This is a genomic window from Sphaerisporangium sp. NPDC051017 (assembly GCF_040683095.1).
Lineage (GTDB): Bacteria > Actinomycetota > Actinomycetes > Streptosporangiales > Streptosporangiaceae > Sphaerisporangium.
Map to the genome: position 1 here is coordinate 30583 of NZ_JBFBCI010000036.1, position 22395 is coordinate 52977.

Annotated in this window: 19 protein-coding genes; 10 read left to right on the plus strand and 9 right to left on the minus strand. The window is 72.2% G+C overall.

Going from position 1 to position 22395, the window contains the following annotated elements; translation table 11 throughout:
• Positions 1-266: 266 nt before the first annotated feature.
• Together AB0M95_RS25625 and glnA are read right to left on the minus strand one after the other, a co-directional pair.
• Complete coding sequence (locus tag AB0M95_RS25625; RefSeq protein ID WP_363769349.1) at positions 267-2009, minus strand: IPT/TIG domain-containing protein; 1743 nt, start codon at positions 2007-2009, stop codon at positions 267-269.
• A 605-nt stretch (positions 2010-2614) separates the two neighbouring features.
• Positions 2615-3976, minus strand: a complete 1362-nt coding sequence (gene glnA, locus AB0M95_RS25630) for a type I glutamate--ammonia ligase (RefSeq protein WP_358513171.1) — start codon at positions 3974-3976, stop codon at positions 2615-2617.
• A gap of 311 nt (positions 3977-4287) precedes the next feature.
• On the opposite strand from glnA, the gene AB0M95_RS25635 reads away from it, so the two are divergent.
• From AB0M95_RS25635 to AB0M95_RS25660, 6 genes are all read left to right on the plus strand, one after another.
• A complete protein-coding gene (locus AB0M95_RS25635) occupies positions 4288-5652 on the plus strand; it encodes an expansin EXLX1 family cellulose-binding protein (protein WP_363769352.1) in 1365 nt (454 codons plus the stop codon).
• 84 nt (positions 5653-5736) lie between these two features.
• Entirely contained in the window at positions 5737-6105 is a 369-nt protein-coding gene (locus AB0M95_RS25640; RefSeq protein ID WP_363769355.1) for a hypothetical protein, read from the plus strand.
• 203 nt (positions 6106-6308) lie between these two features.
• Complete coding sequence (locus AB0M95_RS25645) at positions 6309-8276, plus strand: sensor histidine kinase (RefSeq protein WP_363769358.1); 1968 nt, start codon at positions 6309-6311, stop codon at positions 8274-8276.
• Positions 8277-8461: 185 nt separating this feature from the next.
• A complete protein-coding gene (locus tag AB0M95_RS25650; protein WP_363769361.1) occupies positions 8462-9931 on the plus strand; it encodes a BTAD domain-containing putative transcriptional regulator in 1470 nt (489 codons plus the stop codon).
• 140 nt (positions 9932-10071) lie between these two features.
• On the plus strand, positions 10072-10368 hold the full coding sequence (locus tag AB0M95_RS25655; RefSeq protein ID WP_363769364.1) for a hypothetical protein: 297 nt from the start codon (positions 10072-10074) through the stop codon (positions 10366-10368).
• Positions 10369-10412: 44 nt separating this feature from the next.
• Positions 10413-12203 carry an NAD+ synthase gene (locus AB0M95_RS25660; RefSeq protein ID WP_363769367.1) on the plus strand — a complete coding sequence of 597 codons (1791 nt, stop codon included), beginning with the start codon at positions 10413-10415 and terminating at the stop codon, positions 12201-12203.
• Between the two features lie 64 nt (positions 12204-12267).
• Here the strand turns inward: AB0M95_RS25660 and AB0M95_RS25665 are convergent, their stop codons facing one another.
• Positions 12268-12873 carry a TetR/AcrR family transcriptional regulator gene (locus AB0M95_RS25665; RefSeq protein WP_363769370.1) on the minus strand — a complete coding sequence of 202 codons (606 nt, stop codon included), beginning with the start codon at positions 12871-12873 and terminating at the stop codon, positions 12268-12270.
• 7 nt (positions 12874-12880) lie between these two features.
• Positions 12881-14440, minus strand: coding sequence for a DHA2 family efflux MFS transporter permease subunit (locus tag AB0M95_RS25670; protein ID WP_363769373.1), 1560 nt, complete (start codon positions 14438-14440; stop codon positions 12881-12883).
• A gap of 340 nt (positions 14441-14780) precedes the next feature.
• Between AB0M95_RS25670 and panB the strand changes: the two genes are divergently transcribed.
• Positions 14781-15632 (plus strand): 3-methyl-2-oxobutanoate hydroxymethyltransferase, encoded by an 852-nt coding sequence (gene panB / locus AB0M95_RS25675; RefSeq protein WP_363769467.1) that lies wholly within the window; start codon positions 14781-14783, stop codon positions 15630-15632.
• Positions 15633-15679: 47 nt separating this feature from the next.
• Here panB and AB0M95_RS25680 read toward each other — a convergent pair whose 3' ends face one another.
• On the minus strand, positions 15680-16864 hold the full coding sequence (locus AB0M95_RS25680) for an aminotransferase class I/II-fold pyridoxal phosphate-dependent enzyme (RefSeq protein WP_363769376.1): 1185 nt from the start codon (positions 16862-16864) through the stop codon (positions 15680-15682).
• A gap of 101 nt (positions 16865-16965) precedes the next feature.
• Positions 16966-17637 carry an NADPH-dependent F420 reductase gene (gene npdG / locus AB0M95_RS25685; RefSeq protein WP_363769379.1) on the minus strand — a complete coding sequence of 224 codons (672 nt, stop codon included), beginning with the start codon at positions 17635-17637 and terminating at the stop codon, positions 16966-16968.
• Between the two features lie 99 nt (positions 17638-17736).
• Here npdG and AB0M95_RS25690 point away from each other — a divergent pair, with 99 nt between their 5' ends.
• Both AB0M95_RS25690 and AB0M95_RS25695 read left to right on the plus strand, forming a co-directional pair.
• A complete protein-coding gene (locus AB0M95_RS25690; RefSeq protein WP_363769382.1) occupies positions 17737-18321 on the plus strand; it encodes a hypothetical protein in 585 nt (194 codons plus the stop codon).
• Positions 18322-18744: 423 nt separating this feature from the next.
• Positions 18745-19035: a hypothetical protein gene (locus AB0M95_RS25695; protein ID WP_358513146.1), complete on the plus strand. Its 291-nt coding sequence runs from the start codon at positions 18745-18747 to the stop codon at positions 19033-19035.
• Positions 19036-19056: 21 nt separating this feature from the next.
• Here AB0M95_RS25695 and AB0M95_RS25700 read toward each other — a convergent pair whose 3' ends face one another.
• Positions 19057-19239: a hypothetical protein gene (locus tag AB0M95_RS25700; protein ID WP_358513144.1), complete on the minus strand. Its 183-nt coding sequence runs from the start codon at positions 19237-19239 to the stop codon at positions 19057-19059.
• A gap of 100 nt (positions 19240-19339) precedes the next feature.
• Here AB0M95_RS25700 and map point away from each other — a divergent pair, with 100 nt between their 5' ends.
• Positions 19340-20188 (plus strand): type I methionyl aminopeptidase, encoded by an 849-nt coding sequence (map, locus tag AB0M95_RS25705; protein ID WP_363769386.1) that lies wholly within the window; start codon positions 19340-19342, stop codon positions 20186-20188.
• Between the two features lie 87 nt (positions 20189-20275).
• Here the strand turns inward: map and AB0M95_RS25710 are convergent, their stop codons facing one another.
• Together AB0M95_RS25710 and AB0M95_RS25715 are read right to left on the minus strand one after the other, a co-directional pair.
• Entirely contained in the window at positions 20276-20809 is a 534-nt protein-coding gene (locus AB0M95_RS25710) for a hypothetical protein (RefSeq protein WP_363769389.1), read from the minus strand.
• Positions 20810-21084: 275 nt separating this feature from the next.
• On the minus strand, positions 21085-22086 hold the full coding sequence (locus AB0M95_RS25715) for a LuxR C-terminal-related transcriptional regulator (RefSeq protein ID WP_363769392.1): 1002 nt from the start codon (positions 22084-22086) through the stop codon (positions 21085-21087).
• Positions 22087-22395 lie beyond the last annotated feature (309 nt).

Here is a 22395-nt window from a genome sequence, read left to right on the forward strand (position 1 = left end):
ATCCGGCCGGCCCCGCTCCCAGGACCCGCCCGCCGGTCGAGGCGGTTCGAGCCGGTTCGAGCCGGTCGAGGTGGGCCCGCACGGAAATGCCGGGCACCCCTCTCCATTCACCTACCGCCCGGGGGCCCAATTGGTTTAGGCCAATGGTTTATACCAATATTCACGCGCCTGGCCGAGCGAACCCCGACGAGCCCCCCGGACGGCCGGTCCATACGCACGCCGAAGGCCCGCCCCGGAAAAGGACGGGCCTTCGGCGGTGGTCGGGGTCAGAGCTGGATGAGTCCGGCGGTGCCGGTGGCGGCTTCGAGGGCCGGGGTACCGGCGAAGGTCGCGGTGTAGGACAGGTTGAGCAGGATCGTGGTCAGCGGGCACAGGCCGTAGCAGGAGGCGACGCCGCTGCTGTCGGTGGTGGCGGAGCAGACGGTGTGGGTGCCGACCTTGAAGGTGACGGTCTGGCCGGCGACGGGCCGGCCGGTGGTGGTGTCGGTGAGGGTCGCCGAGGGATGCAGGTTGATGTTGAGCGCGCCGCCGGTGAGGGAGAGCAGCAGCGGCTGGGCTTGGAGCTTGGTGGTGTCCTTGGTGTAGGTGAAGGTGCCGGCGCTGCTGGTGGCGCTGGTCCCGTCCGGGGTGGTGACCTTCACGTCGACCGCTCCGGCGGCGGTGGCGGCGGGGCTGGTCGCGGTGATGCTGGTGGCGGAGTTCACCGTGAACGAGGTCGCGGCGGTGCCGCCGAAGGCTACGGCGGTGGCGCCGGTCAGGTTGGTGCCGGTGATGGTCACGCTCGTGCCGCCGCCGGCGGGGCCGGTGGCCGGGTTGACGGCGGTGATGGTGGGTGCGGGGTTGACGTAGGTGAACTTGTCATCGTTGGTGGTGGCGGTGGTTCCGCCGGGGGTGGTGACCTTCACGTCGACCGCTCCGGCGGCGGTGGTGGCGGGGCTGGTGGCGGTGATCTGGGTGTCGGAGTCGACGGTGAACGAGGCCGCGGTATCGCCGAAGACGACGGCGGTGGCGCCGGTGAGGTCGGCGCCCGTGATCGTCACCGTGGTGCCGCCGGTGGTGGGCCCGCTGGCGGGGCTGATGCCGGTGATGGCGGGGACCTGGTAGTAGGTGATGATGACGACGCCGTTGCCCGATCGGACGCCGGTCTGGAAGGTGGTCCCGGCGGGGCCGTAGCCGCTGCCTCCGCCACCGCCCGCGGAGGCCCTGGCGTAGGTGGGGGGGCCGGCCCATTCGCCTCCGCCGCCCCCACCGCCGCCGTACCAGCCGCCTCCGCCGCCGCCTCCGCCGGCGCCGGAGGTCCCACCGGGCACCTCCGCGCCGCCCGCGCCGCCCGTACCGGCCGTGCCGTCGGCTCCGGCGTCCGCTCCGTAGCTGCCGGCGCCGCCGCTCCCACCGGCCGAGGATGTCGCTCCGCCGCCCGGGTTGGCCCCGAGGCTCGAGCTGCCGCCGGAGGCACCGGCGGCACCGCCTCCGTCCCCGCCGCCGCCCGCGTAGCCGCGGTCGAAGTTGCCGCCTCCGCCGCCGCCGCCGGCCACTAGCACCCGGTCGTCCAGGCCGTAGCCGGGGCCGGTGCGCACGTCTGAGGCGCCGCCGCCCGCGCCGCCGTCGAGATACCCGAACACGTTCCCGCCCTTGCCGCCGGCGCCTCCGCCGCCGTAGCCGCCGGTCCCTCCGACGTTGATCTGGAGCTCCTGCCCGGGGGTGACGGCCAGGGTGGCCTTGGCCTCTCCGCCCCGGCCGCCCGCGCCACCCGGGACTTGGCCGGGCCCGGCCTGGCCCTGGGCGCCGAACGCGTCCACCACGATCGAGGTCACACCGTCCGGCACGGTGAACGTCTGCGCGCCACCGGTATAGGAGAACGTCACCGTCGTGGCGGCCTGGGCCGCCGGGGCGACCGCGGCCAGGCCGCCGGCGGCCAGGGCCACGGCCAGCGTGCCCCGCAGGGCCAGCCCGCGCAGACGGCCCCGCGGGCGCGGCCCGCGCGAGAAGGTACTTGTGGTCGAGGACATAGGAAGGATTCCCCTTCGGCTTCGCCGCCTCGGCCGCCCGGTCCCCGTCGGACCGGGCCGTACAGCCGGGCGCCAAGACGCGGCGGCGCGCGCCCGCCCGGTGTCCCCGAATCCCGACTTTCATCACCGAGAGGAACCGTTCACACGCCCCACGTCACAGCGAAAACTCTCATCGATCATGTGGGCGCGACAGCCACCCGGCGTGTATTAACCACTATCCTCACTGGCGAACCATCACTCACCCCCACACCTCTGGCGCTCCCGCCTTTCCTGCGATAAAGGCCGCCTATCAGGGCAAAGGTGAACGGGGAGGGCTGTCTTCGCAAGCCCGGAATTCGGGTCGGCAGCAACAGCCGCCAAGAGCGGGCCTATCCCACCCGCAGCACGTCAACGAACGTCGCGGTGTGCACGCCCGGGTCGTACACGCACCTCATGCCGAGCAGCGAGGGACGCACCCGGCGAGCCGTAGACAGGGTGTATGAGGCCATGGATCACAGGTCTGACGGCCCACAGACGGCCCAGGACCGATGAAAGGGTGAGGGCCAACGGTTGCGCACCGTCGGCCCTCACCCTTCAATCAACGAGAACCCGCCTCTGAGCTGGGATTACAGCACTGGCAGGTAGCGGCCGAGTTCGAACTCGGTGACCTGGCGGCGGTACTCGTGCCACTCGGCGCGCTTGTTGCGCAGGAAGAAGTCGAAGACGTGCTCGCCGAGGGTCTCGGCGACCAGTTCGCTGCGCTCCATCGCGGAGATCGCCTCGTCCAGGCTCTGCGGCAGCGGCTCGATGCCGAGCGCGCGCCGCTCGGAGGCGGTAAGCGCCCAGACGTCGTCCTCGGCGCCGGGCGGAATCTCGTACCCGCCCTCGATGCCCTTCAGGCCGGCGGCGAGCACCACCGCGAAGGCGAGGTAGGGGTTGCAGGCGGAGTCGAGCGACCGGAACTCCACCCGCGCGGAGTTGCCCTTGTGCGGCTTGTACATGGGGACGCGGACGAGCGCGGACCGGTTGTTGTGACCCCAGCTTATGTAGCTGGGCGCCTCGCCGCCGAGCCCGGCGATCGCCTCGGAGCCGCCCCACAGCCGCTTGTAGGAGTTCACCCACTGGTTGCACACGGCGGTGATCTCGGCGGCGTGGCGAAGCAGACCACCGATGAACGACCGGCCGATCTTGGAGAGCTGGTAGTCGGCGCCGGGCTCGTAAAAGGCGTTATGGTCGCCCTCGAACAGGGACATGTGGGTGTGCATGCCCGAGCCGGGGTACTCGGTGAAGGGCTTCGGCATGAAGGACGCCCAGATGCCCTGCTCCAGCGCGACCTCCTTCATCACCAGCCGGAAGGTCATGATGTTGTCGGCGGTGGTCAGCGCGTCGGCGTACCGCAGGTCGATCTCCTGCTGGCCGGGGGCGCCCTCGTGGTGGCTGAACTCCACCGAGATGCCCATGGCCTCCAGCATCATGATCGCGTTGCGGCGGAAGTCGTGGCCGGAGCTGTGCGGGGTGTGGTCGAAGTAGCCGCCGGAGTCGATCGGGACGGGCCCGCGGCCCTCCTCCGGCCGCTCCTTCAGCAGGAAGAACTCGACCTCGGGGTGGGTGTAGAACGTGAACCCCATGTCGGCGGCCTTGGCGAGGGTGCGCTTGAGCACCCAGCGCGGGTCGGCGTGCGAAGGCGAGCCGTCCGGCATGAGGATGTCGCAGAACATGCGGGCGGCGCCAGGCGTCTCGCTGCGCCAGGGCAGGATCTGGAACGTCGAAGGGTCCGGCTTGGCGAGCATGTCGGACTCGTAGACGCGGGCGAAGCCCTCGATGGCCGAGCCGTCGAAGCCGATGCCCTCGGCGAACGCGCCTTCGAGCTCGGCGGGGGCTATCGCCACCGATTTGAGGAACCCCAGGACGTCGGTGAACCACAGCCGGATGAACCGGATGTCGCGTTCTTCGAGCGTGCGGAGCACGAACTCCTGCTGGCGGTCCAAGGCATCCCCTTCTGCCGGACGGTGATCGGACACCATCGTCGTCGCGCTGAACCAGTCTCTGAGTCGGCGGAAGACATGTCTGGTCATCTACCAGTCTGCCCGCTTGGTGTTTCGCACACGTTACGCGGGTCCGCTGTGAGGCCGCATCTCGCGGACCGGAACCCGGTTTCCGGTTTTGACACGAACGGCGCGACCAGGAGGCGGACGGGCCATCGGCGGGTGTATCACGGACTCGTACTGCCGTCACGTAATGTGACAGCATGATCTCATCCCGTATTCGTCAAGGATGACCTCAGTGCGAGGAGTTCGCCATGAACGCGGATCGACGGCAGATCCGGCGCCCGTCCGCCCGGCGTGCGCGCCCGGGCTCGCGGCCGGGCTTCCGGCTCGGCCGGCGGCCGGACGATGACGCCGGAGGGCCCCCGGCCGTGGTGCGGCGGCTGGCGTGGGCCGTGTCGGCGACGGCGGCGCTCGCCCTGGTCGCGCTCGGCGCCCAGACCGGCAGGAACGCGGCCTGCGCGGCCTCGCTCGCGGGCCCCGCGGGCGGGGGCGGCGCGGCGGCGTCCGGCAGGACGGGCGGCGGGGAGTGCTCGCTGCGGGGCGCGGTCCGCGACGACCTGGTCGTGGCGGTGTCGGCGGAGGAGTACGCGGGCGCGAGCGCGTGCGGGGCGTACCTCGACGTCACCGGGCCGCGCGGCGTCGTGCGCGTCCAGGTGGTGGGCGAGTGCCTGGGGTGCGCCCCGGGCGAGGTGGACCTGAGCCGCCCGGCGTTCACGCGCATCGCCTACCCCGGCCGCCGCGTGGTGCCGGTCGGCTACCACACCGTGCGCAACCCCGCGATGACGCTGCCGGTGGCGTTCCGCGTCAGGCCCGGCTCCTCGGCCGGCAGGCTGGCGATCCAGGCCGTCGACCACGGCAACCCGCTGCTGCGCCTCGAGGTCCTGACGGACGGGCGTTGGCGGCGCCTGTCCCGCGATTCCGGCAACTACTGGGTGGCCGAGGACGGCGCCGGGCCGGGCCCGTTCGTCGTGCGGATCACGGACGTGTACGGGCAGCGGCTCACGGCGAGCGGCATCCGCCTGGACGAGCCCGGCCTCCAGCGCACGACGCGCCGCCTGTACGCCCCGGCGCAGGCGTCGCCCGCGCCGCCCGCCCGCACGGCCACGGGCAGGGAGGTGCCCGGCCCCGCGCCGGTCCCCGGTCCGGACGCGCCCGGGCCGTCCGGACGGCCCGCCGGGCCCTCCGGGCCGCCCGCCGCGCCGCCCGCGCCATCCAGGCCGCCCGCGCCATCCAGGCCGTCCGGGCCGCAGGTCGCGCCCGCCGTGCCGTCCGGGCCACCGCCGTCGACCGTCACCCCCGGAGGCGTGAGGGACGGCGAGCCCGCGCGTCCGCCGTCACCCGCCGCCCGTCAGTCGGCGGGGGCAGGCCCTGCGAGGGCGCCGGAGGCCGGGGCGAAGGCGAACGGCGGGCCGTCGCACCCCCGCTCCCCAGACGAGCACGGAGCGGGCCGCTGGTCCGGGGACGGGAACGCGCGAGGCTGGGGGTACGGCGGCGGATGGCAGCAGAGCTCCGGGGACGCCCCCGGCGACCGGGCGGGGTCGCGCCGGGACACCCCCGGGCTCTCCGGCCCGGCGCCCCTCGCCGCCCTGCCGTCCACCGCCCCGTTCTTCTGCTAATGGGAGCTACCGGGTCGGCTGATCGAGCAGACTCGGTAGCTGGTGGCAGCCGCTGGTGAGTGAGCTACTGAGGGCACGGGTGACGTGGACCCCGGAAGGACGCTCGCGGCCGGCATGGCGGTGGTGGGGGCGGGGTTCGCGCTGATGGCGTTCGTCTCCACGACGGCGGGGTACGCGGGGGCCGTCGCCGTCTGGACGCTCGGCGAGGTGGTCACCGCGGGCATGGGAGGCGCGGTCGTGGCGGCCCTGGCTCCACCCCACCTGCGCGGGCGCTACAGCGGGATGTTCGGTTTCGCGTGGTCGGTGGGTGGGCTGCTCGCGCCGCCGGCCGGAACGCGCCTTCTGGCGCTCGGGCACTCGGTACTGTGGATCACCGTGGGGGCGGTCGGCGTGCTCGCCGCCGTGGGTCAGTTCGTGATCTCACCCGCGATACGCCGGCGGTCCGCGTCCTGACCTCGCCTTCACGGGCGCCGGTCCTCTGATGGCCGCGGCCTATTTCGGTAAAGTCAGTCAGTCGGCTCGAACGGTGCTTTTTCAGCATCAAGCCGTCGTTGATCGGGCGTTATGTGACGTCCCATACTTTCCCGGATGCCTCCTGTTCCGGCGGGAGTGCGCACACCCTCCACCGTGGGGGACGTTGAGGGAAGGGGATCGGGATGGTCAGGATCACGACGACGCGCGCGGTGGCCGTCGTCACGGCGGTCGCCTCCCCGGTCATGGTGGTCACCTCCCTGCTCGTCTACGCGGCCCTCCCGCCCGGATGGCACATCGACGTCTTCGCGACCCCCGACACGGCGGCCGGGCTGATGTTCCCGCCCGTCGGCGCGTTCCTCGTGTACCACCGGCCGCGCCTGAACGTCGCGTGGCTGATGTGCGGCGGCGGGTTCGGCGCGGCGGCCGGCCAGATCAGCGGCGCGCTGATGTTCCGCGCCGCGGCCGACGGCGCGCTCGGCGCCGCCGGGTACCTGCGCTACGTCTCCATCCTCGGCTGGCTGGTCTCGGGCCTCTCCCTGGCCGTCCTGGTGCCGCTGCTCTCCCCCGACGGCCGGCCGCCCTCCCGCCGCTGGTGGGCGGTCGCGGTCCTCGGCGCCCTCTCCACGTCCGCCGAGGCGCTACGGCTGATCGTCCGGCCCGCCCTCGACCACAACCCGTGGCCGGCCGCGGTGCCGAACCCGCTAGCGATCGAGGCGCTGCGGCCCTACACCCACCTGATCAGCACCATCACCTGGGCGGGCATCTACGCCGCGGTGGTGCTGTCGCTGGTCTCACTGGTCGCCCGCTTCCTGCCCTCGGACCCGCTGACGCGGCGGCAGATCGCCTGGCCGCTGCTGGCCTTCACCGGTTATGTGACGTTCCTGCTGATCGGCGAGCGGTTCTGGCTGATCGCGGTGATCTGGGCGGGGCTCGTGCCGATCGCCATGGCGTTCTCGGTGATGCGCTACCGCCTGTACGGCATCGACACGATCATCAGCCGCGCCTTCGTCGGCGGCGGCCTGCTCGCCGTCATCAGCGGCGTGTACTTCGGCGCCGGCGCGCCGGCCGGTCTCGTCGCCTCCCGCGAGAACCAGGTCGCCGGGCTGCCCGCCGCGCTGGTCGCGGGCGCGTTCTTCCAGCCGCTGCGGCGGCTCCTGCAGCGGCTGGTGGACCGCGCGCTGTACGGCCACGTCGGCGACCCGCGCCTGCTGGCCGAGCGGCTCACCCAGGAGGTGCGCAGGGCCGACCCCGCCAAGGCGCTGTCGTCGGTCGTGACCGTCCTGCAGGACGGCCTCGCCATCGAGGGCGCGGCGGTCGAGGTCGTGGACGGCAGGCCGGGGTACGTCGAGAGCGGGCACGTGGGCAGCGAGCCCCGGCAGATCCCGCTGGTGTGGCACGGCGAGACCGTCGGCCGCCTGCTGCTCGGCCGCCCGGGCCCGCGCCGCTTCGCCGCCGCGCACGACGAGCGGGTGATCAGCACCCTCGCGCCGTACGCCGCCGACGTCGCCCACGCCGTCCGCATGGCGGCCGACCTGCAACGCTCGCGCCACCAGATCCTGACCGCCCGCGAGGAGGAGCGCCGCAGGCTGCGCCGCGACCTGCACGACGGGCTCGGGCAGACGCTCTCCAGCATGGCGATGACGATCAACCTGGCCCGCAGCAGCCTCAAGAAGTCCCCCGACTCCGCCGACACGCTCCTGCGCGACCTGCGCACCGGCATGGACGCGGTGTCGGGCGACATCCGGCAGCTCGTGTACGGCCTGCGCCCGCCCGCGCTGGACGACCTGGGGCTGGCGGGCGCCGTCCGGACCCTGGCCGTCGAGGGACCGCCGCCGGTGACCGTGGAGGTGAGCGGGGACCTCACGACGCTGCCCGCGGCGGTCGAGGTGGCCGCCTACCGCATCGTCCAGGAGGCCCTCACCAACGTGCGCAGGCACGCCCGCGCCACGAGCGCCTCCATCGCCCTGGACCGCGCGCCCGACGCGCTGCGGGTGCGCGTCTCCGACGACGGCGCCGGGCTGCCCGAACGCCCGCGCGCCGGGGTCGGCCTGCACTCGATGCGCGAGCGCGCGGCCGAGCTCGGCGGCACGTGCGTCACCGTGCCCGGCGCGACCGGCGGCACGACCGTCGAGGCCATCCTCCCCCTCTGACCGGCGGCAGGGTGGGGGCGTTCGGTTCCTTCTCGCTTGTGTTGCGAATTCGTCCGGATTTGGTGGCGAATCCCTGAGCAGGCCCCGGATACCACGCCGAATGCCACGCCGAGGCTCACGACCGCGCATCGACCGGCCGTATCGGCGCCCGGATGGACCGTTCAGGCCCTACGCTGTGCGCTGCGATGTTGAAATTCCATGCTTTGGGTCCTTTTCAGGTAGTTGCTGGCGATTCCCCGCTGGACCTCGGCGGGCTTCGCCAGCAGGCCGTCCTCGCGCGGCTGCTCGTGGCGCGCGGCAGAGCCGTCCCGATGAGCGTGCTCATCGACGAGCTGTGGCCGGGCGATCCCCCCGCCCAGGCGCTGTCGACGATCCAGGGGTACGTCTCCCGGCTGCGCCGCGCGCTGGAGCCCGGGCGCGCTCCTCGCGAGGAGGCCGAGATCCTGGTCTCCGCCCCGCCCGGGTACGCGCTGCGCGCCGGCTCCGACACCGTCGACACCTGGCTGTTCGAGAGCCTCGTCCGCGCCGGCGAGACCGGGGACGCCGCCGCGGTGTGGGACCGCATGGAACGGGCGCTCGGGCTGTGGCGCGGCCCGGCGCTGGCCGAGTTCGCCGACCTCTCGTGGGCCGCCGCCGAGGCGATGCGGCTGGACGAGCTGCGGCTGATGGCGGTCGAGCAGCGCGCCGAGGCGGCGCTGCGGCTCGGCATGGCGTCGGCGACGATCCCGGACCTGGAGTCCCACGCCTCGGCCCATCCGCTGCGGGAGGAGGCGTGGCGGCTGCTCGCCCTGGCCCTGTACCGGGCGGGACGGCAGGGCGACGCCCTCGGGGCGCTGCGCCGGGCGCGCACGCTGCTGCGCGAGGAGCTGGGCCTGGACCTCGGCCCGACGCTACATCGGCTGGAACGTGACATCCTCGCCCACGCCGCGCACCTGGACGGCCCTGCCCCGGACGCCCCCGACGCGGCGCCCGCCGGGGTGGCCGCGCGGGAGGCGTCTGCGCTGCGGGTGGTCGTCGCCGACGACCAGGCCCTCGTCCGTGCCGGGCTCCGGGTGATCATGGAGAACGAGCCGGGCGTGGAGCTGGTGGGCGAGGCCCAGGACGGCGAGCAGGCCATCGCGCTGATCCGGCGCACCCGGCCCGACCTGGTGCTGATGGACATCTCCATGCCGCGCCTGGACGGCCTGGCCGCGGCGCGCCGGGTCCTGGCCGACGCCGCCCCGCCGAAGGTCGTCATGATGACCACCTTCGGGACGGACGACAACCTGTACGCGGCCCTGCGCGCCGGGGTCAGCGGGTTCGTCCTCAAGACCTCCCCGCCCGAGCAGCTGCTGGCCGCGCTCCGCGCGGCGGCGGACGGCGACGCGCTGATCGACCCCGCCCTGACGACCCGGCTCATCGCGGCCTTCGCCGGCCGCGGCGACCCGGACGTGCCCCCCGCCCTGAAGGGCCTGACCGACGCCGACCTCGACGTGATCAAGCTGGTGGCCCGGGGACAGACCAACCAGGAGATCGCCACGACGCTGTCCGTCCCCGAGGACTCCGTCGGGGCGGCGATCGCCTCGCTCCTGGACCGCCTGGCCCTGCTCGACCGCGCCCAGCTCGTCGTCCTGGCCTACGAGTCCGGCCTGATCAGCCCGGGCACGGCCCGCTGACCGCGCCCGTGAACGGCGGCTCGCGGCGGATCCGTGATCGTGTCGAACCCTACCCACACCACCCCATTAGAGGATGGATTTGATACATCCTGGGGCTCCAACGCTGCGAGGCTGTCTTCGGTTGGCGGTCGGTTACAGTCGTGGTATCGCGCGCCCGCGCGGAGCCCGACCGACGGTCCAAGCGCGGGCTGGTGGAGGCGCTGAAGTCGACGATGGAGGCCGACTCCGAGCCGTACGCCGCCTGCCACTTCCATATGCGCGCCGCCGCCGGCGCGCTGCTCGCCCGGGCCCAGGAGGCGGGGGTCGGGCGGGACGGCCTCACCGGCCTGGAGCTGCTGCGCATCGCCCACGCCGTCGCGGTGGCGACGGAGCGCTCGGAAGAGAGCGGCGAACTGCTGCTCACGATCATGATGGACGGCCTGCGCCCTCAGAGCTGAACCGCCCCGAGGGCCGGGCCGGCGCCACACGTAAGGTGGAGATCGTGCCTCAACTGCGTATAGCCCTCGCCCAGACCAACCCGGTGGTGGGCGACCTTTCCGCCAACGCCGACGCGCTCGTCGCGTGGACGCGCCGCGCCGCCGACCGCGGCGCGCACCTGGTGGTCTTCACCGAGATGTTCCTGACCGGCTATCCGGTCGAGGACCTGGTGCTCCGCACATCCTTCGTGGACGCCTCGATCGCGACACTGGAGGCCGTCGCCGCGCGGCTGGCCGAGGAGGGGCTCGGCGAGGTGCCCGTGGTGGCCGGCTACGTCGACCGTTCCGGCCTCGCGCCCCGGGCCGGGCAGCCGAAGGGCGCGCCGCTGGACGCCGCCGCCCTGCTGCACCGCGGCCGCGTCGTCACCCGCACGGCCAAGCACCACCTGCCCAACTACGGCGTCTTCGACGAGTACCGCTACTTCGTGCGCGGCGACCGGCTGCCGATCTTCCGCCTGCACGGCGTGGACGTCGCGATCGCCGTCTGCGAGGACCTGTGGCAGGACGGCGGCCCGGTCGCGGCCGTCGCGCAGGCAGGTGCGGGCCTGCTGGTCGTGCCGAACGCCTCGCCGTACGAGCGCGAGAAGGACGATGTGCGGCTGGAGCTGTGCGCGAACCGGGCGCGCGAGGCCGGGTGCGCGCTCGCCTACGCCAACCAGGTCGGCGGCCAGGACGAGCTGATCTTCGACGGCGACTCGATCGTGGTCGGCGCCGACGGCGAGCTCATCGCCCGCGCGGGCCAGTTCCGGGAGGAGCTGCTGGTCACCGACCTGGAACTGCCCGCGGCCGACCCCGCCGCGCGTCCCGGGACCTTCCCGGTCGACGCCCAGGACGGCACGACGATCACTGTCGAGCGGCTGGAGCTCTCCGCCGAGCCCCTCCCCACCTACACCCCGGAGCCGCCCGTGGTGGCCCCACGCCTGGACGACCTGGAAGAGGTGTACTCGGCGCTCGTGCTCGGCACGCGCGACTACTTCACCAAGAACGGCTTCCGCTCGGTGATCCTCGGCCTGTCCGGCGGCATCGACTCGGCGCTGACCGCCACCATCGCCGCCGACGCCGTGGGCCCCGACCGCGTGCACGTCGTGCTCATGCCGTCCCGCCACTCCTCCGACCACTCGGTGGGCGACGCCCGCGACCTGGTCGAACGACAGGGCTCGCACGCGCGGCTGGTGCCCATCGAGGGCATCGTGGACGCGTTCGAGAAGGAGGTCGACCTGCACGGCCTGGCCGCTGAGAACCTTCAGGCGCGGGTGCGCGGCATGCTGCTGATGGGCCTGTCCAACGAGCACGGCCACCTGGTGCTGACCACGGGCAACAAGAGCGAGCTGGCCACCGGCTACTCCACGCTGTACGGCGACTCGGCGGGCGGGTTCGCGCCGATCAAGGATGTGCTGAAGACGACGGTGTGGGACCTGTCCCGGTGGCGCAACGCCCAGGCGGGGCGCGAGGGCGACCTGCTGCACCCGTTCGCCGTCCCGCCCATCCCGGAGAACTCCATCACCAAGGAGCCGAGCGCCGAGCTGCGCCCCGGCCAGCGCGACACCGACTCGCTCCCGCCGTACGACGTCCTGGACCGGCTGCTGGCCGACTACGTCGAGCACGACATGGGCAAGAACGACCTGGTCACGGCGGGACACGACCCGGAGCTGGTGGCCCGGGTGATCCGGCTGGTGGACCTCGCCGAGTACAAGCGGCGGCAGTACCCGCCCGGCCCGAAGATCACCCCGAAGAACTTCGGGCGCGACCGGAGGCTGCCCATCACCAACCGCTGGCGCGAGACCCCCGCCACCTGACCCGTTCAGGGCGCCTGAAGAGGCGTGCCGAACCGCCGCGCCGGAGGCGCGGCATAGGCACAGCTCACGCTTGCAGGCCCGCCAGCACCTGGTCGGTGATGCGCTCGGCAAGGTCGGCGGGAAGCTCCTCCTTGGGGTCATGCCATTTGGTGAAGACCAGCATCGCGCCGCTGAGCGCGGCCATCGCCATCTCGACGTCGGTGTCGGCGCGGAACTCGCCCGTGTCGACGCCCCGCCGGATGATCGACCGCAGCGCCTCGCGCCGGGGCTTGATCGCGATCTCGCGGAAGCGCTGGGCCAGGTGCGGGTAGCGGTCGGACTCGCTCAGCGCGATGGTCATGATGCAGCGCAGGCGCCGATCGTGCGTCTCCTGCTGCATCGCGCCGAGGTGCCGGACGATGTCCTCGCGGGCGGATCTGCCGAGCGGCTCGGGCATGGGAGGCTTGAGCGTGGCCAGCGCGTCGACGACCAGGTCCTCCTTGTTGGACCAGCGCCGGTAGATGGTGGTCTTGCCCACACCCGCCCGCGTGGCGATGGCTTCGATGGAGAGCTCGGCCACGCTCGTACCCTCCGCCAGCATGTCGATCGTCGCGTCGACGATCGCGCGCTCCGCCCTCTCGCTGCGAGGGCGGCCCGGCGCGCGGGCCACCCCCATGCGCTCAGTCACCATGGTCCGTTCACACTACTGCCGGTTCCGTGCTTTCCGGTGCCGCCACCGGCGGCACGACCGTTTCCTTCCCAGGGAGCCACCTCGCCACCACGGCCGCGCCGACCAGCGCGATCACGGCGGCGCAGAGGGCGGTCACGTGCATGCCGTCCACGAACGCCTGCTTGGCGGGGGCGACGATCGCGGCACCCTGGGCGCCGAGGGACTGAGCGACGCCCATGGTGGCCGTGATCGACTCGCCCGCTGCGTGCCGCAGGCCCTCCGGGAGGACCGTGAGCGCGCCGGCCACGTTGTCGCGGTAGGTCGCGGACAGCACCGAGCCGAGCAGCGCCACGCCGAGCGCGCCGCCGACCTGCCGGATGGTGTTGGTCATGGCCGAGCCGACGCCCGCCTTCTCGCGGGGCACCGAGGACATCACGGCCTCGGTGGCCGGCGGGCCGATGTTGGCGAGCGCCGCGCCCTGGACGAAGCCGATGATCTCGAACACCCAGATCGGCGTGTCCACCTGGAGGATCGTGTAGCTCGCGAGGGACGCCGCGACCAGCAGCATGCTGGCGGTGGCGAGCACCTTGCCGCCGAAGCGGCGGACCATCTGGGCACTGAGCGGCGAGAAGATGAGCTGGGCCGCCGCGAACGGCAGCACGAGCGCGCCCGCGGCGAGCGGCGAGTACCCCTTGACGATCTGCAGGTAGAACGCCATGAAGAACATCACGCCCATCATGGCGAAGAACACCAGGCCTACGCTGGCGACGGCCGTGGAGAACCGCGGGATGGCGAAGTAGCGTACGTCGAAGGCCGGGTGGGCCGCCCTGCGCTCGTGCAGGACGAACCCCGCGAGCACGGCCAGGCCGACGAGCGTGGGCACCAGGACCTGCGGGTCGGTGACCGTGCCGCGTTCGCCGATCTTGATGATGCCGTAGACGACGCCGACCAGGCCGACGATGGACAGCAGCACGCCGAAGGGGTCGAGCCGGGCCTTGTCGGGGTTGCGCGACTCGGGCACCAGCACCGCGATCAGCACGGAGCTGATGAGGACGATGGGCACGTTCACCAGGAAGACCGAGCCCCACCAGAAGTGCTCGAGCAGGATGCCGCCGGTGATGGGGCCGATGGCGACCGCGAGGCCCACCCCTCCGGACCAGATGCCGATGGCCTTGCCGCGCTCCTGCGGCGCGAAGACGTTGGAGATGATCGCGAGGGTGGCGGGCATGACGGCCGCGCCGCCGAGGCCCATGGCGGCCCGCGCGGCGATGAGCTGCCCGGGGTCCTGCGCGTAGGCGCTGGCCAGGGACGCCAGGCCGAACAGCACCATGCCGATCTGCAGCATGCGCTTGCGCCCGAACCGGTCGCCGAGCACGCCGAAGGTGAACAGCAGGCCGGCGAAGACGAGCGTGTAGGAGTTGATGGCCCATTCGAGCTGGCTCTGCGACGCCCCGAGCCCAGCCTCGGGATCGGAGATGACCTTCAGGGCCACGTTGAGAATCGTGTTGTCGAGAACGACGGCGAGCAGGCTGAACACCATCACACCGAGGACCTGCCATCGGCGTGGGTGACCTGTCGTCTTGTCCACGAACCCCCCAAGTACGAGTAAGAGCGAAATTTCGATACGAGTGCGTTTCGCACCGTTACCGTAGCGCGCAATGATTCGATACGCAACCGTCCCGTTTCGTTATGATCTCCTGCCCGCGCGAGCCCATCGGGGCGAGATCTCCGGCGTCGCCGCACCTCAGGGCGGTCGTGGCGGCGTCCGGCAGGACGGTCGTGGCGGCGTCCGCCCGGTAAAGCGCCGGCCGGGGTGCGTGGAGGGATGAGCAGAGGGCATCCGGGGTGTTGTCATAACGGTCAGCCGTGCGATGATCTGACCGTCCGGGGACGCCACAGGGGCGCCTCGAGACCTGGAGGTATCCATGATGTCCTCTACGTCGAGAAACACCAGCTCGCCGACCGCGCTCTACGGCGGCCAAGCTGGGCGAAGGGTGACCGTCCGCGACCTCACCGCCGCCAAGGACCGCGGCGAGAAGTGGCCGATGGTCACCGCCTACGACGCGATGACCGCCAAGGTGTTCGACGAGGCCGGCATTCCGGTCATGCTGGTAGGCGACTCGGCAGCGATGGTCGTGTACGGCTACGACTCCACGCTGCCGGTCTCCGTCGACGACCTGATCCCGCTCACCGCCGCCGTCGTCCGCGGCTCCTCCCGCGCGCTGGTCGTGGCCGACCTGCCGTTCGGCTCCTACCAGGCCTCCCCGAAGGACGCGCTGACCTCGGCCGCGCGGTTCATGAAGGAGGCCGGCGCCCACGCGGTCAAGCTGGAGGGCGGGCGCCGCGTGCTCCCGCAGATCGACCTGCTGGTCTCGGCCGGCATCCCGGTCATGGGCCACCTCGGGCTGACCCCGCAGTCGGTGAACGCGTTCGGCGGCTACCGCGTGCAGGGCCGGGGCCAGTCGGGCGACGAGCTGATGGCCGACGCCAAGGCCCTTGAGCACGCCGGGGCGTTCGCCGTCGTGCTCGAGTGCGTGCCCGCCGACCTCGCCGCCCGGATCACGGCCGCGCTGTCCATCCCGACGATCGGCATCGGCGCGGGGCCGTCCTGCGACGCTCAGGTCCTGGTCTGGCAGGACCTCATGGGCCTCACCCAACATCCCGCGAAGTTCGTGAAGAAGTACTTCGACCTGGCCGGCGAAATGGACCACGCGGTCCGCGCCTTCGCCGACGAGGTCGTCTCCGGCGCCTTCCCCGCCCCGGAGCACAGCTACCGCTGAGCTGTGCCTATGGCCGCGCCTCCGGCACGGCGTGTTCGGGGCGCCCCTTAGGCGCCCCGAACGTCGAGGGCCTGGGTGAAGTCGGACCATAGATCCTCGGCGTGCTCGATGCCGACCGCCACGCGCACGGTCCCTTCGCCGATCCCCGACGCGGCGAGTTCCTCGGCGGTCTGCGAGCGGTGGGAGGTCGTGGCCGGGTGCAGGATCAGCGTCTCGACCCCGCCCAGCGAGGGAGCGAGCAGCGCCAGCCGTACCGAGCTCATGAACCTCTCCCCCGCCGCGCGCCCACCGGTCAGGTCGAAGGAGAAGACGGCCCCGAAGTCCGGCAGGAGCTTGGCGGCGAGCCGGTGGGAGGGGTGCCCGGGCAGTCCCGGCCAGTGGACGGCCGCGACGGCGGGGTGCTCGGCCAGGCGGGTGGCGAGCACGCGGGTGTTCTCGCAGTGGCGGGCCATGCGCAGGGGCAGAGTCTGGATGCCGCGCAGCGTCAGCCAGGCGGCGAACGGGTCGAGCGTGGCGCCGAGTTCGGTGGAGAACGTCCAGACCTTGCGGTGCAGCGCCTCGTCGGCGAAGACCGCGACCCCGCCGAGGACGTCGCTGTGCCCGCTGAGGTACTTGGTCACCGAGTGGACGACGACGTCGGCGCCGTGCTCCAGCGGGCGGCACAGCACCGGCGAGGCGAAGGTGTTGTCCACCACGGAGATCAGGCCCGCCTCGCGCGCGGCGGCGCACATGCCGGGCAGGTCGGCGACCTGGGTCATCGGGTTGGCGATCGTCTCCAGGTACAGCAGCCGCGTCTCGGGGCGCACGGCCTCGCGCACCGCCGCGGGGTCGTCCTCCGGCACGTAGGTCACCGCGACCCCGAACCGGCGGGCGAGGTCCGCGATGACCGTGGCCGTCCCGCCGTACAGCGGCTTCTGGGCGATCAGGTGGTCGCCGGGAGAGAGCAGCCCGAACAGGACGCAGTTGATCGCGCCCATGCCCGACCCGGCGGCGACGGCGGCCACGCCGCCCTCCAGACCGGCGACCGCGTCCTCCAGCGCGCGGACGGTCGGGTTGGACAGCCGTCCGTAGACGAAGGCGCCGTCGGGGCGGCCCATCCCGTCGGCGAAGACGGCGGGGTCCTCGAAGGCGAATCCGGAGGTCTGGTAGAGGGGGGTCGCGATGGGGACGCTGCCGTTCAGCGGCGGCTGCGGCACGTGGACGGCACGGGTATCCGGGTGCAGATCGCTCATGACGTCAAGAATGGCGGGAAAATACCCGTTTTGTCAGATTCATCTCACCGGACGGGCGAACGGCCGCGCTCCCGGCCCCCGCGCAGGCGGCTCACACAGGCTCACACATCGGTGACGCGGATCCCGGCATGGGCCTTGTAACGGCGGTTGATCGAGATCAGGTTCGCGGTGAACGCCTCGATCTGGTGGGCGTTGCGCAGCCTCCCGCCGTAGATCCCGCGCACGCCCGGGATGCGGGCCGCCAGCGCCTGCACGGTGTCGGTGGCCTCGCGGTCGTCGCCGAGCACCAGCACGTCCAGGTCGATCTCGGCGACCTCGGGGTCGAGCAGCAGCACCGCGGAGACGTGGTGGAACGCCGCCACGACGCGGCTGTCCGGCAGGACGGCCGCCGCCTGCTGGGCCGCGCTGCCCTCCTCGACGTCCAGCGCGAACGCGCCCTGCTTGTCGAAGCCCAGGGGGTTCACGCAGTCGACGACGATCTTGCCCGCCAGCTCGGAGCGCAGCGACTCCAGCAGGGCCTTGTGCCCGTCCCAGGGCACCGCGACGATCACGACATCGGCCTCGGCGGCCACCGCGGCGTTCTCGTCCCCGCGCGCGGGCAGACCCTCGCCGAGGCTCGCGGCCGCCTCCTGCGCCCGGGAGGCGCTGCGCGACCCGATCAGAACCTGGTGGCCCGCCGCCGCGAACCGGCGCGCGAGGCCCTTGCCCTGGTCCCCCGTGCCGCCGAGAATGCCGATCGACAGCCCGCCCACGTCCCGCAGCTCATCGCTCATGATCCAGATCGTCCCCTCGACAGCGGTCGCAATTCTCCCGATCATGCCAGGTGTTTCTTACCGGGACGGCGCCGGGGGCCGTGATGCACCATGGAGGCCATGGACGCTGCGTCGGTGACCTTCCTGCGCGAGGTGCTCGCCACGACCGGCTGGGTGGAACGCACCCGCGAGTTCGCGCTCCCGCTGCGCGCCACGCGCTCGCCCGGCGGGCTGCTCGTCGTCGGCACCCCGGACGACGAGCCGTGGCACCTGGCGGCGCACCTCGACGACGAGGCGCGCGTCTCCGGGCTCGCCCAGCTCGCCCCCACGCTCGTCCGCTGGTCGCCGCCCCCGGGCGCCCCTCCCCACCTCGCCGTGGGCATCGAGCGCATCGAGGCGGCGAGACGCGGCGAGACGCTGTTCGTGGTCGCCGAGCGGAAGGCGCCCGTGCCGCTGCTCGAACGCGTGAACGACGCCCGGCGCACGGGCGCGACCATCCTCGCCCTCGACGGCGGCGACCCCGAGCTGGAAGGACTGGCCCACGACGCCCTGGCCGTGCCCGCGCAGGACGGGCTGTTCACGTTCGACGCGGCCCAGCACATGGTGAGCATGGCGGCCGGCGAGACGCCCCGGCAGCGCGGCCGGCTCATGGACCGGCTCGCCCGGCTGGCCGACCGCGTCACGGGCCCCCGCGTCCCCGACTAAGGGGAAATCGGAGGCAAATCCTTTCATCGCGATGGCAAGGCGTTCCGCCCGCGTCGCATCCCTGCCCCGCCGGCCCCCCGCCGCCGGTCCCCGCGAGGCGTAGCCTTGGGAAACGAGCCGGTCACGGCGTCGCGGCACCACCGGTAAGGGCCGAAGACGCCCGGACGGCCTGTCGTCCCGCCGACCCGCCTGGAAAGCCCCCCGTCCCGCTTCCGCCGGCCACCGTACGTCCTGTCACCGCCCATGCCCCGCGCCGTCGCGGTGCCGCCCGTCGGACCCCTCGCGTGGACCCGCGTCCCGCATTGATCGCATTGATCGCATTGATTGGGGTGAGTTCGTTGTACTCCAGAGTCCCGAACCGCGGTCGTGGCGGCGTCCATCGCGCGCCGCGGGCGGCCGCACGTCTCACCGGGGACTGACACGGTGTCCTTGCTGCCCATCCTCATCGACGGTTTCGGCATCCTCGGCGCCGCCTCGCTGCTGTACTCCTACGCCATGCTGTCCATGGCGAAGATGTCCGGCACCGGCCTGGCCTACCAGCTCATCAACCTCGGGGGCGCCGCCGCCCTCATGGTCAACTCCGCCTACCACTTCGCCTGGCCGTCGGCCGTGCTGAACCTGATCTGGTGCGGGGTCGGCGTCCTGGCCCTCACGCGGATCGCCGTGGCCCGGCCCTGGAAACGGCGGCAGACCTCCGGCGGCCCACCGGGCTGAGGGGGAGAGCCGGAGGACGCGTCAGTTGTCGTCCCAGTCCTTGTCGCCCTCGTGCCAGTCCCGGTTGCGGGCGGCGGCCGTCTCCAGCGCCCCGGCCGCCTCCTCGCGGCCGGCGTACGGCCCCAGGCGGTGCTTGTCCGGGCAGCCCTTGTCCGGCTCGACCTGCATGTGCTTGAGACAGAACCACCACTGCTCACCGCTCATGTGCCCTCCTCACCCGCGGGTTCGGGCAGGGTCCCGGACGCCCGCGGCGCTCGCCGTCCAGTCAGATCCTGCCCTATCGGCACCGAACTAGACTTGCCCCATGACGACATTGCTCCGGCCCGGGCGGCTCTCGCCCACCCGCAAGGTTCCCGCCCACATCGAACGCCCGGAGTATGTCGGCCGCAAGGAGCCCCGCAGGGGCGAGACCGACGTCCAGACGCCCGAGACGATCGAGCGCATGCGCGTCGCCGGGCGCATCGCCGCCCAGGCCCTGGAGGAGGTCGGCCGGCACGTCGCCCCCGGCGTGACCACCGACGAGCTCGACCGCATCGGGCACGAGTTCCTCTGCGACCACGACGCCTACCCCTCCACGCTGGGCTACCGCGGGTACCCTAAGTCGCTGTGCACCTCGATCAACGAGGTCATCTGCCACGGCATCCCCGACGACACCGTCCTGCGGGACGGCGACATCGTCAACATCGACATCACCGCCTACATCGGCGGCGTGCACGGCGACACCGACGCCACCTACCTCGTCGGCGAGGTGGACGAGGAGTCGCGGCTGCTGGTCGAGCGCACCCGCGAGGCCATGATGCGCGCGATCAAGGCCGTGGCGCCCGGCCGCCGGCTCAACATCGTCGGCCGGGTCATCTCCGCCTACGCCAAGCGGTTCGGCTACGGCGTCGTGCGCGACTTCACCGGGCACGGCATCTCGACCTCGTTCCACTCCGGCCTGATCGTGCCGCACTACGACGACCCGTCCCTGTCGGTGACGCTGGTGCCGGGCATGACGTTCACGATCGAGCCGATGCTGACGCTCGGCACGATCGAGTACGACGTGTGGCCCGACGGCTGGACGGCCGTCACCAAGGACCGCATGCGGACCGCCCAGTTCGAGCACACCATCCTCGTGACCGACTCCGGCAGCGAGATCCTCACCCTGCCCTGACCCGCGCGCCGCCCGCGTGTCCCCGCCGGCGGGCCGGGGTGGGTTTTCGGGCGCTGCGCCGCCGGGCCGCCGGGTCCCTAGGCGGGACTAGGCGCGTCCCGTGCGGACCGCGCGGGCGCATCTCCGGACGCGCTCGCCGTCCGCGGGCCGGTCCTGCCGCCGCGCCGCCCGGTCGAGCGCGCGGAAGACGCGCTCGCGCCGGCGGAGCAGCTTGGCCGGGTTCCTGGCCAGGGTCCCCCTCAGGTACACCGCGTTCGTCGCGGGCGCGCCGGGGCTCCCGAGCTCCGGAAGCCGGATCACCGCGAGGTGCTCCGCGTACGCGAGCACCCGGGTGCCGGCGAGCTCCCCCAGCCCGCTGATCTCGAAGCTCATCACCCCCGCCCGGCAGGTGAACGCGAGTTTCATCCCCTTTCCTGTGCAGAGCACGGGCACGGCCGCCCCCAGCAGCCGTTCCCGTGGCGTGAGACCCGCCTCCATCGTGATCCTCATCGCCCGGTCCGGAGTCAGCGGGAACGCGCCGGCGACGCTCTGGCGCGCCGCGATCCCCTGGCGGTTCAGCCAGGAGACGAGAACTCCGAAGATGAGCGTGATCAGGAGGATGGCGATGGTCAACCACTCCATGCCGGCTCCTTGCCCGTGTCCGGGCCGGCCGGCTCGCCGCACACCGCGTGACGGGGTGCCGAGAAAACCGTCAGGCTCGGACAAATCCTCCCATTAGACATAAAGACCATATCCCCACCGATCATCATCGATGTCACCGTCCGCGGCGGGTTTTCTCCGGGCGGCCCTCAGTACTTAGTACTGCCGATGCCCGCCGCGTGAACGGCCGTGAACGCCGAGTGAGGAAACCCGCGTACGGAACACCGGGCCGGGCGGCCCAGGGCCGCGTCCAGCTTTTATCGGTGGAGCTCGTCCACGAAATCGCCGAGCTTCGCCGCGATGCCCGACCGCTGTTCGACGCCGAGTTTCCGCAATATGCGCGAGACATGCCCTTTGATCGTCGATTCCGTGACGAAAACCCGGGCGGCGATCTCCTTGTTCGTCATGCCGCCCCTGGCGATCAGGAACGCGACCTCGCGCTCCTTGGAGGACAGCGAGTTGAGGAGGTCCTCCGCGTGCAGCGAGGGCCGGGCGATGATGTCCATCGTCTCGGTCTGAGACTGCTCGCACTGCCGCCTGAGCCGCCTGACCTGCGGGAGCAGCGGAGAGTCCGCCATCGCCACCGCCTCCTCCAGCTCGCAGATGCCGGCGTGCAGGGCGGCGAGGATGGCCGAGACGTCCTGGACGACCTCCATGAGCGTGGGCGGATCGGTCTCCGAGCCCGACCCGGGGGCGGCGAGCTCCTCGCGGGCACGGGCGTCCTCCCGCTCGCGCGCCAGCACGGTCGCCACCGACCTGGCCGTCCACTCGAACGCGCGCACGTGCTCGGCGGTGTAGCTCTCGCGCCTGTACGACTGCACCGACGCCAGCCCGATGATCGTCTGCCCGGCGTCGCGCCGCTCGAAGATGGGCACCGTGATCGCGTCCGCCGAGGCCCGCCGCTCGTCGCCGAACGCGATGCCGTGGTGCAGCAGCCGGCCGTCGTCACCGGCGAAGGTGTACGCGCGCCGGTGCCGCAGGATCCACGCGGCCTGCCCGTTCGGCCCGTAGCCGTAGACCTCCGGCGGGACGTAGCGCTTGCGCTGCAGCGCGTCGTCGAAGGTGTACGGGTAGACGATCTTCCGGTCCTCGCGGTAGAAACCGACGTAGAAGGCGTCCACGGCACAGATCGTGTTCATGGCGAAGCGCCAGTAGTCGAACAGGGCGTAGTGGTCGCCCATGCGCGCGCGGAGTCCGCGGTCCGCCTGGCTGAGGGCCGCGGCGACCTCCGGCGAGAACCCGGAACGCGAACGAGGCACGGACACTCGTCCTCCCATGACTGACCTCGGCGACGGCAAAGCCCGGCGCCCGGCGAAGATCCGGCGCCGGGATGAGCTTTCCTGACTGGCACCTGCCATGTCAGCATTTCACTGAATTTGGTTGCCATTAAGAGATCTAACAAGTTCGGCATGGCCGGACAGACCTGCGCGCCCATGCCATAGCGAGCCTCCGACCTCGAAGTATGCGGTTCCGGCATCGATTAGAACGCGCCATTTCGCTCCGGACTCGAAACGCTACGCTCCGCACGCGCTTACTCGCGAAATCATAGGAGGAGTCAAGACCGCGCG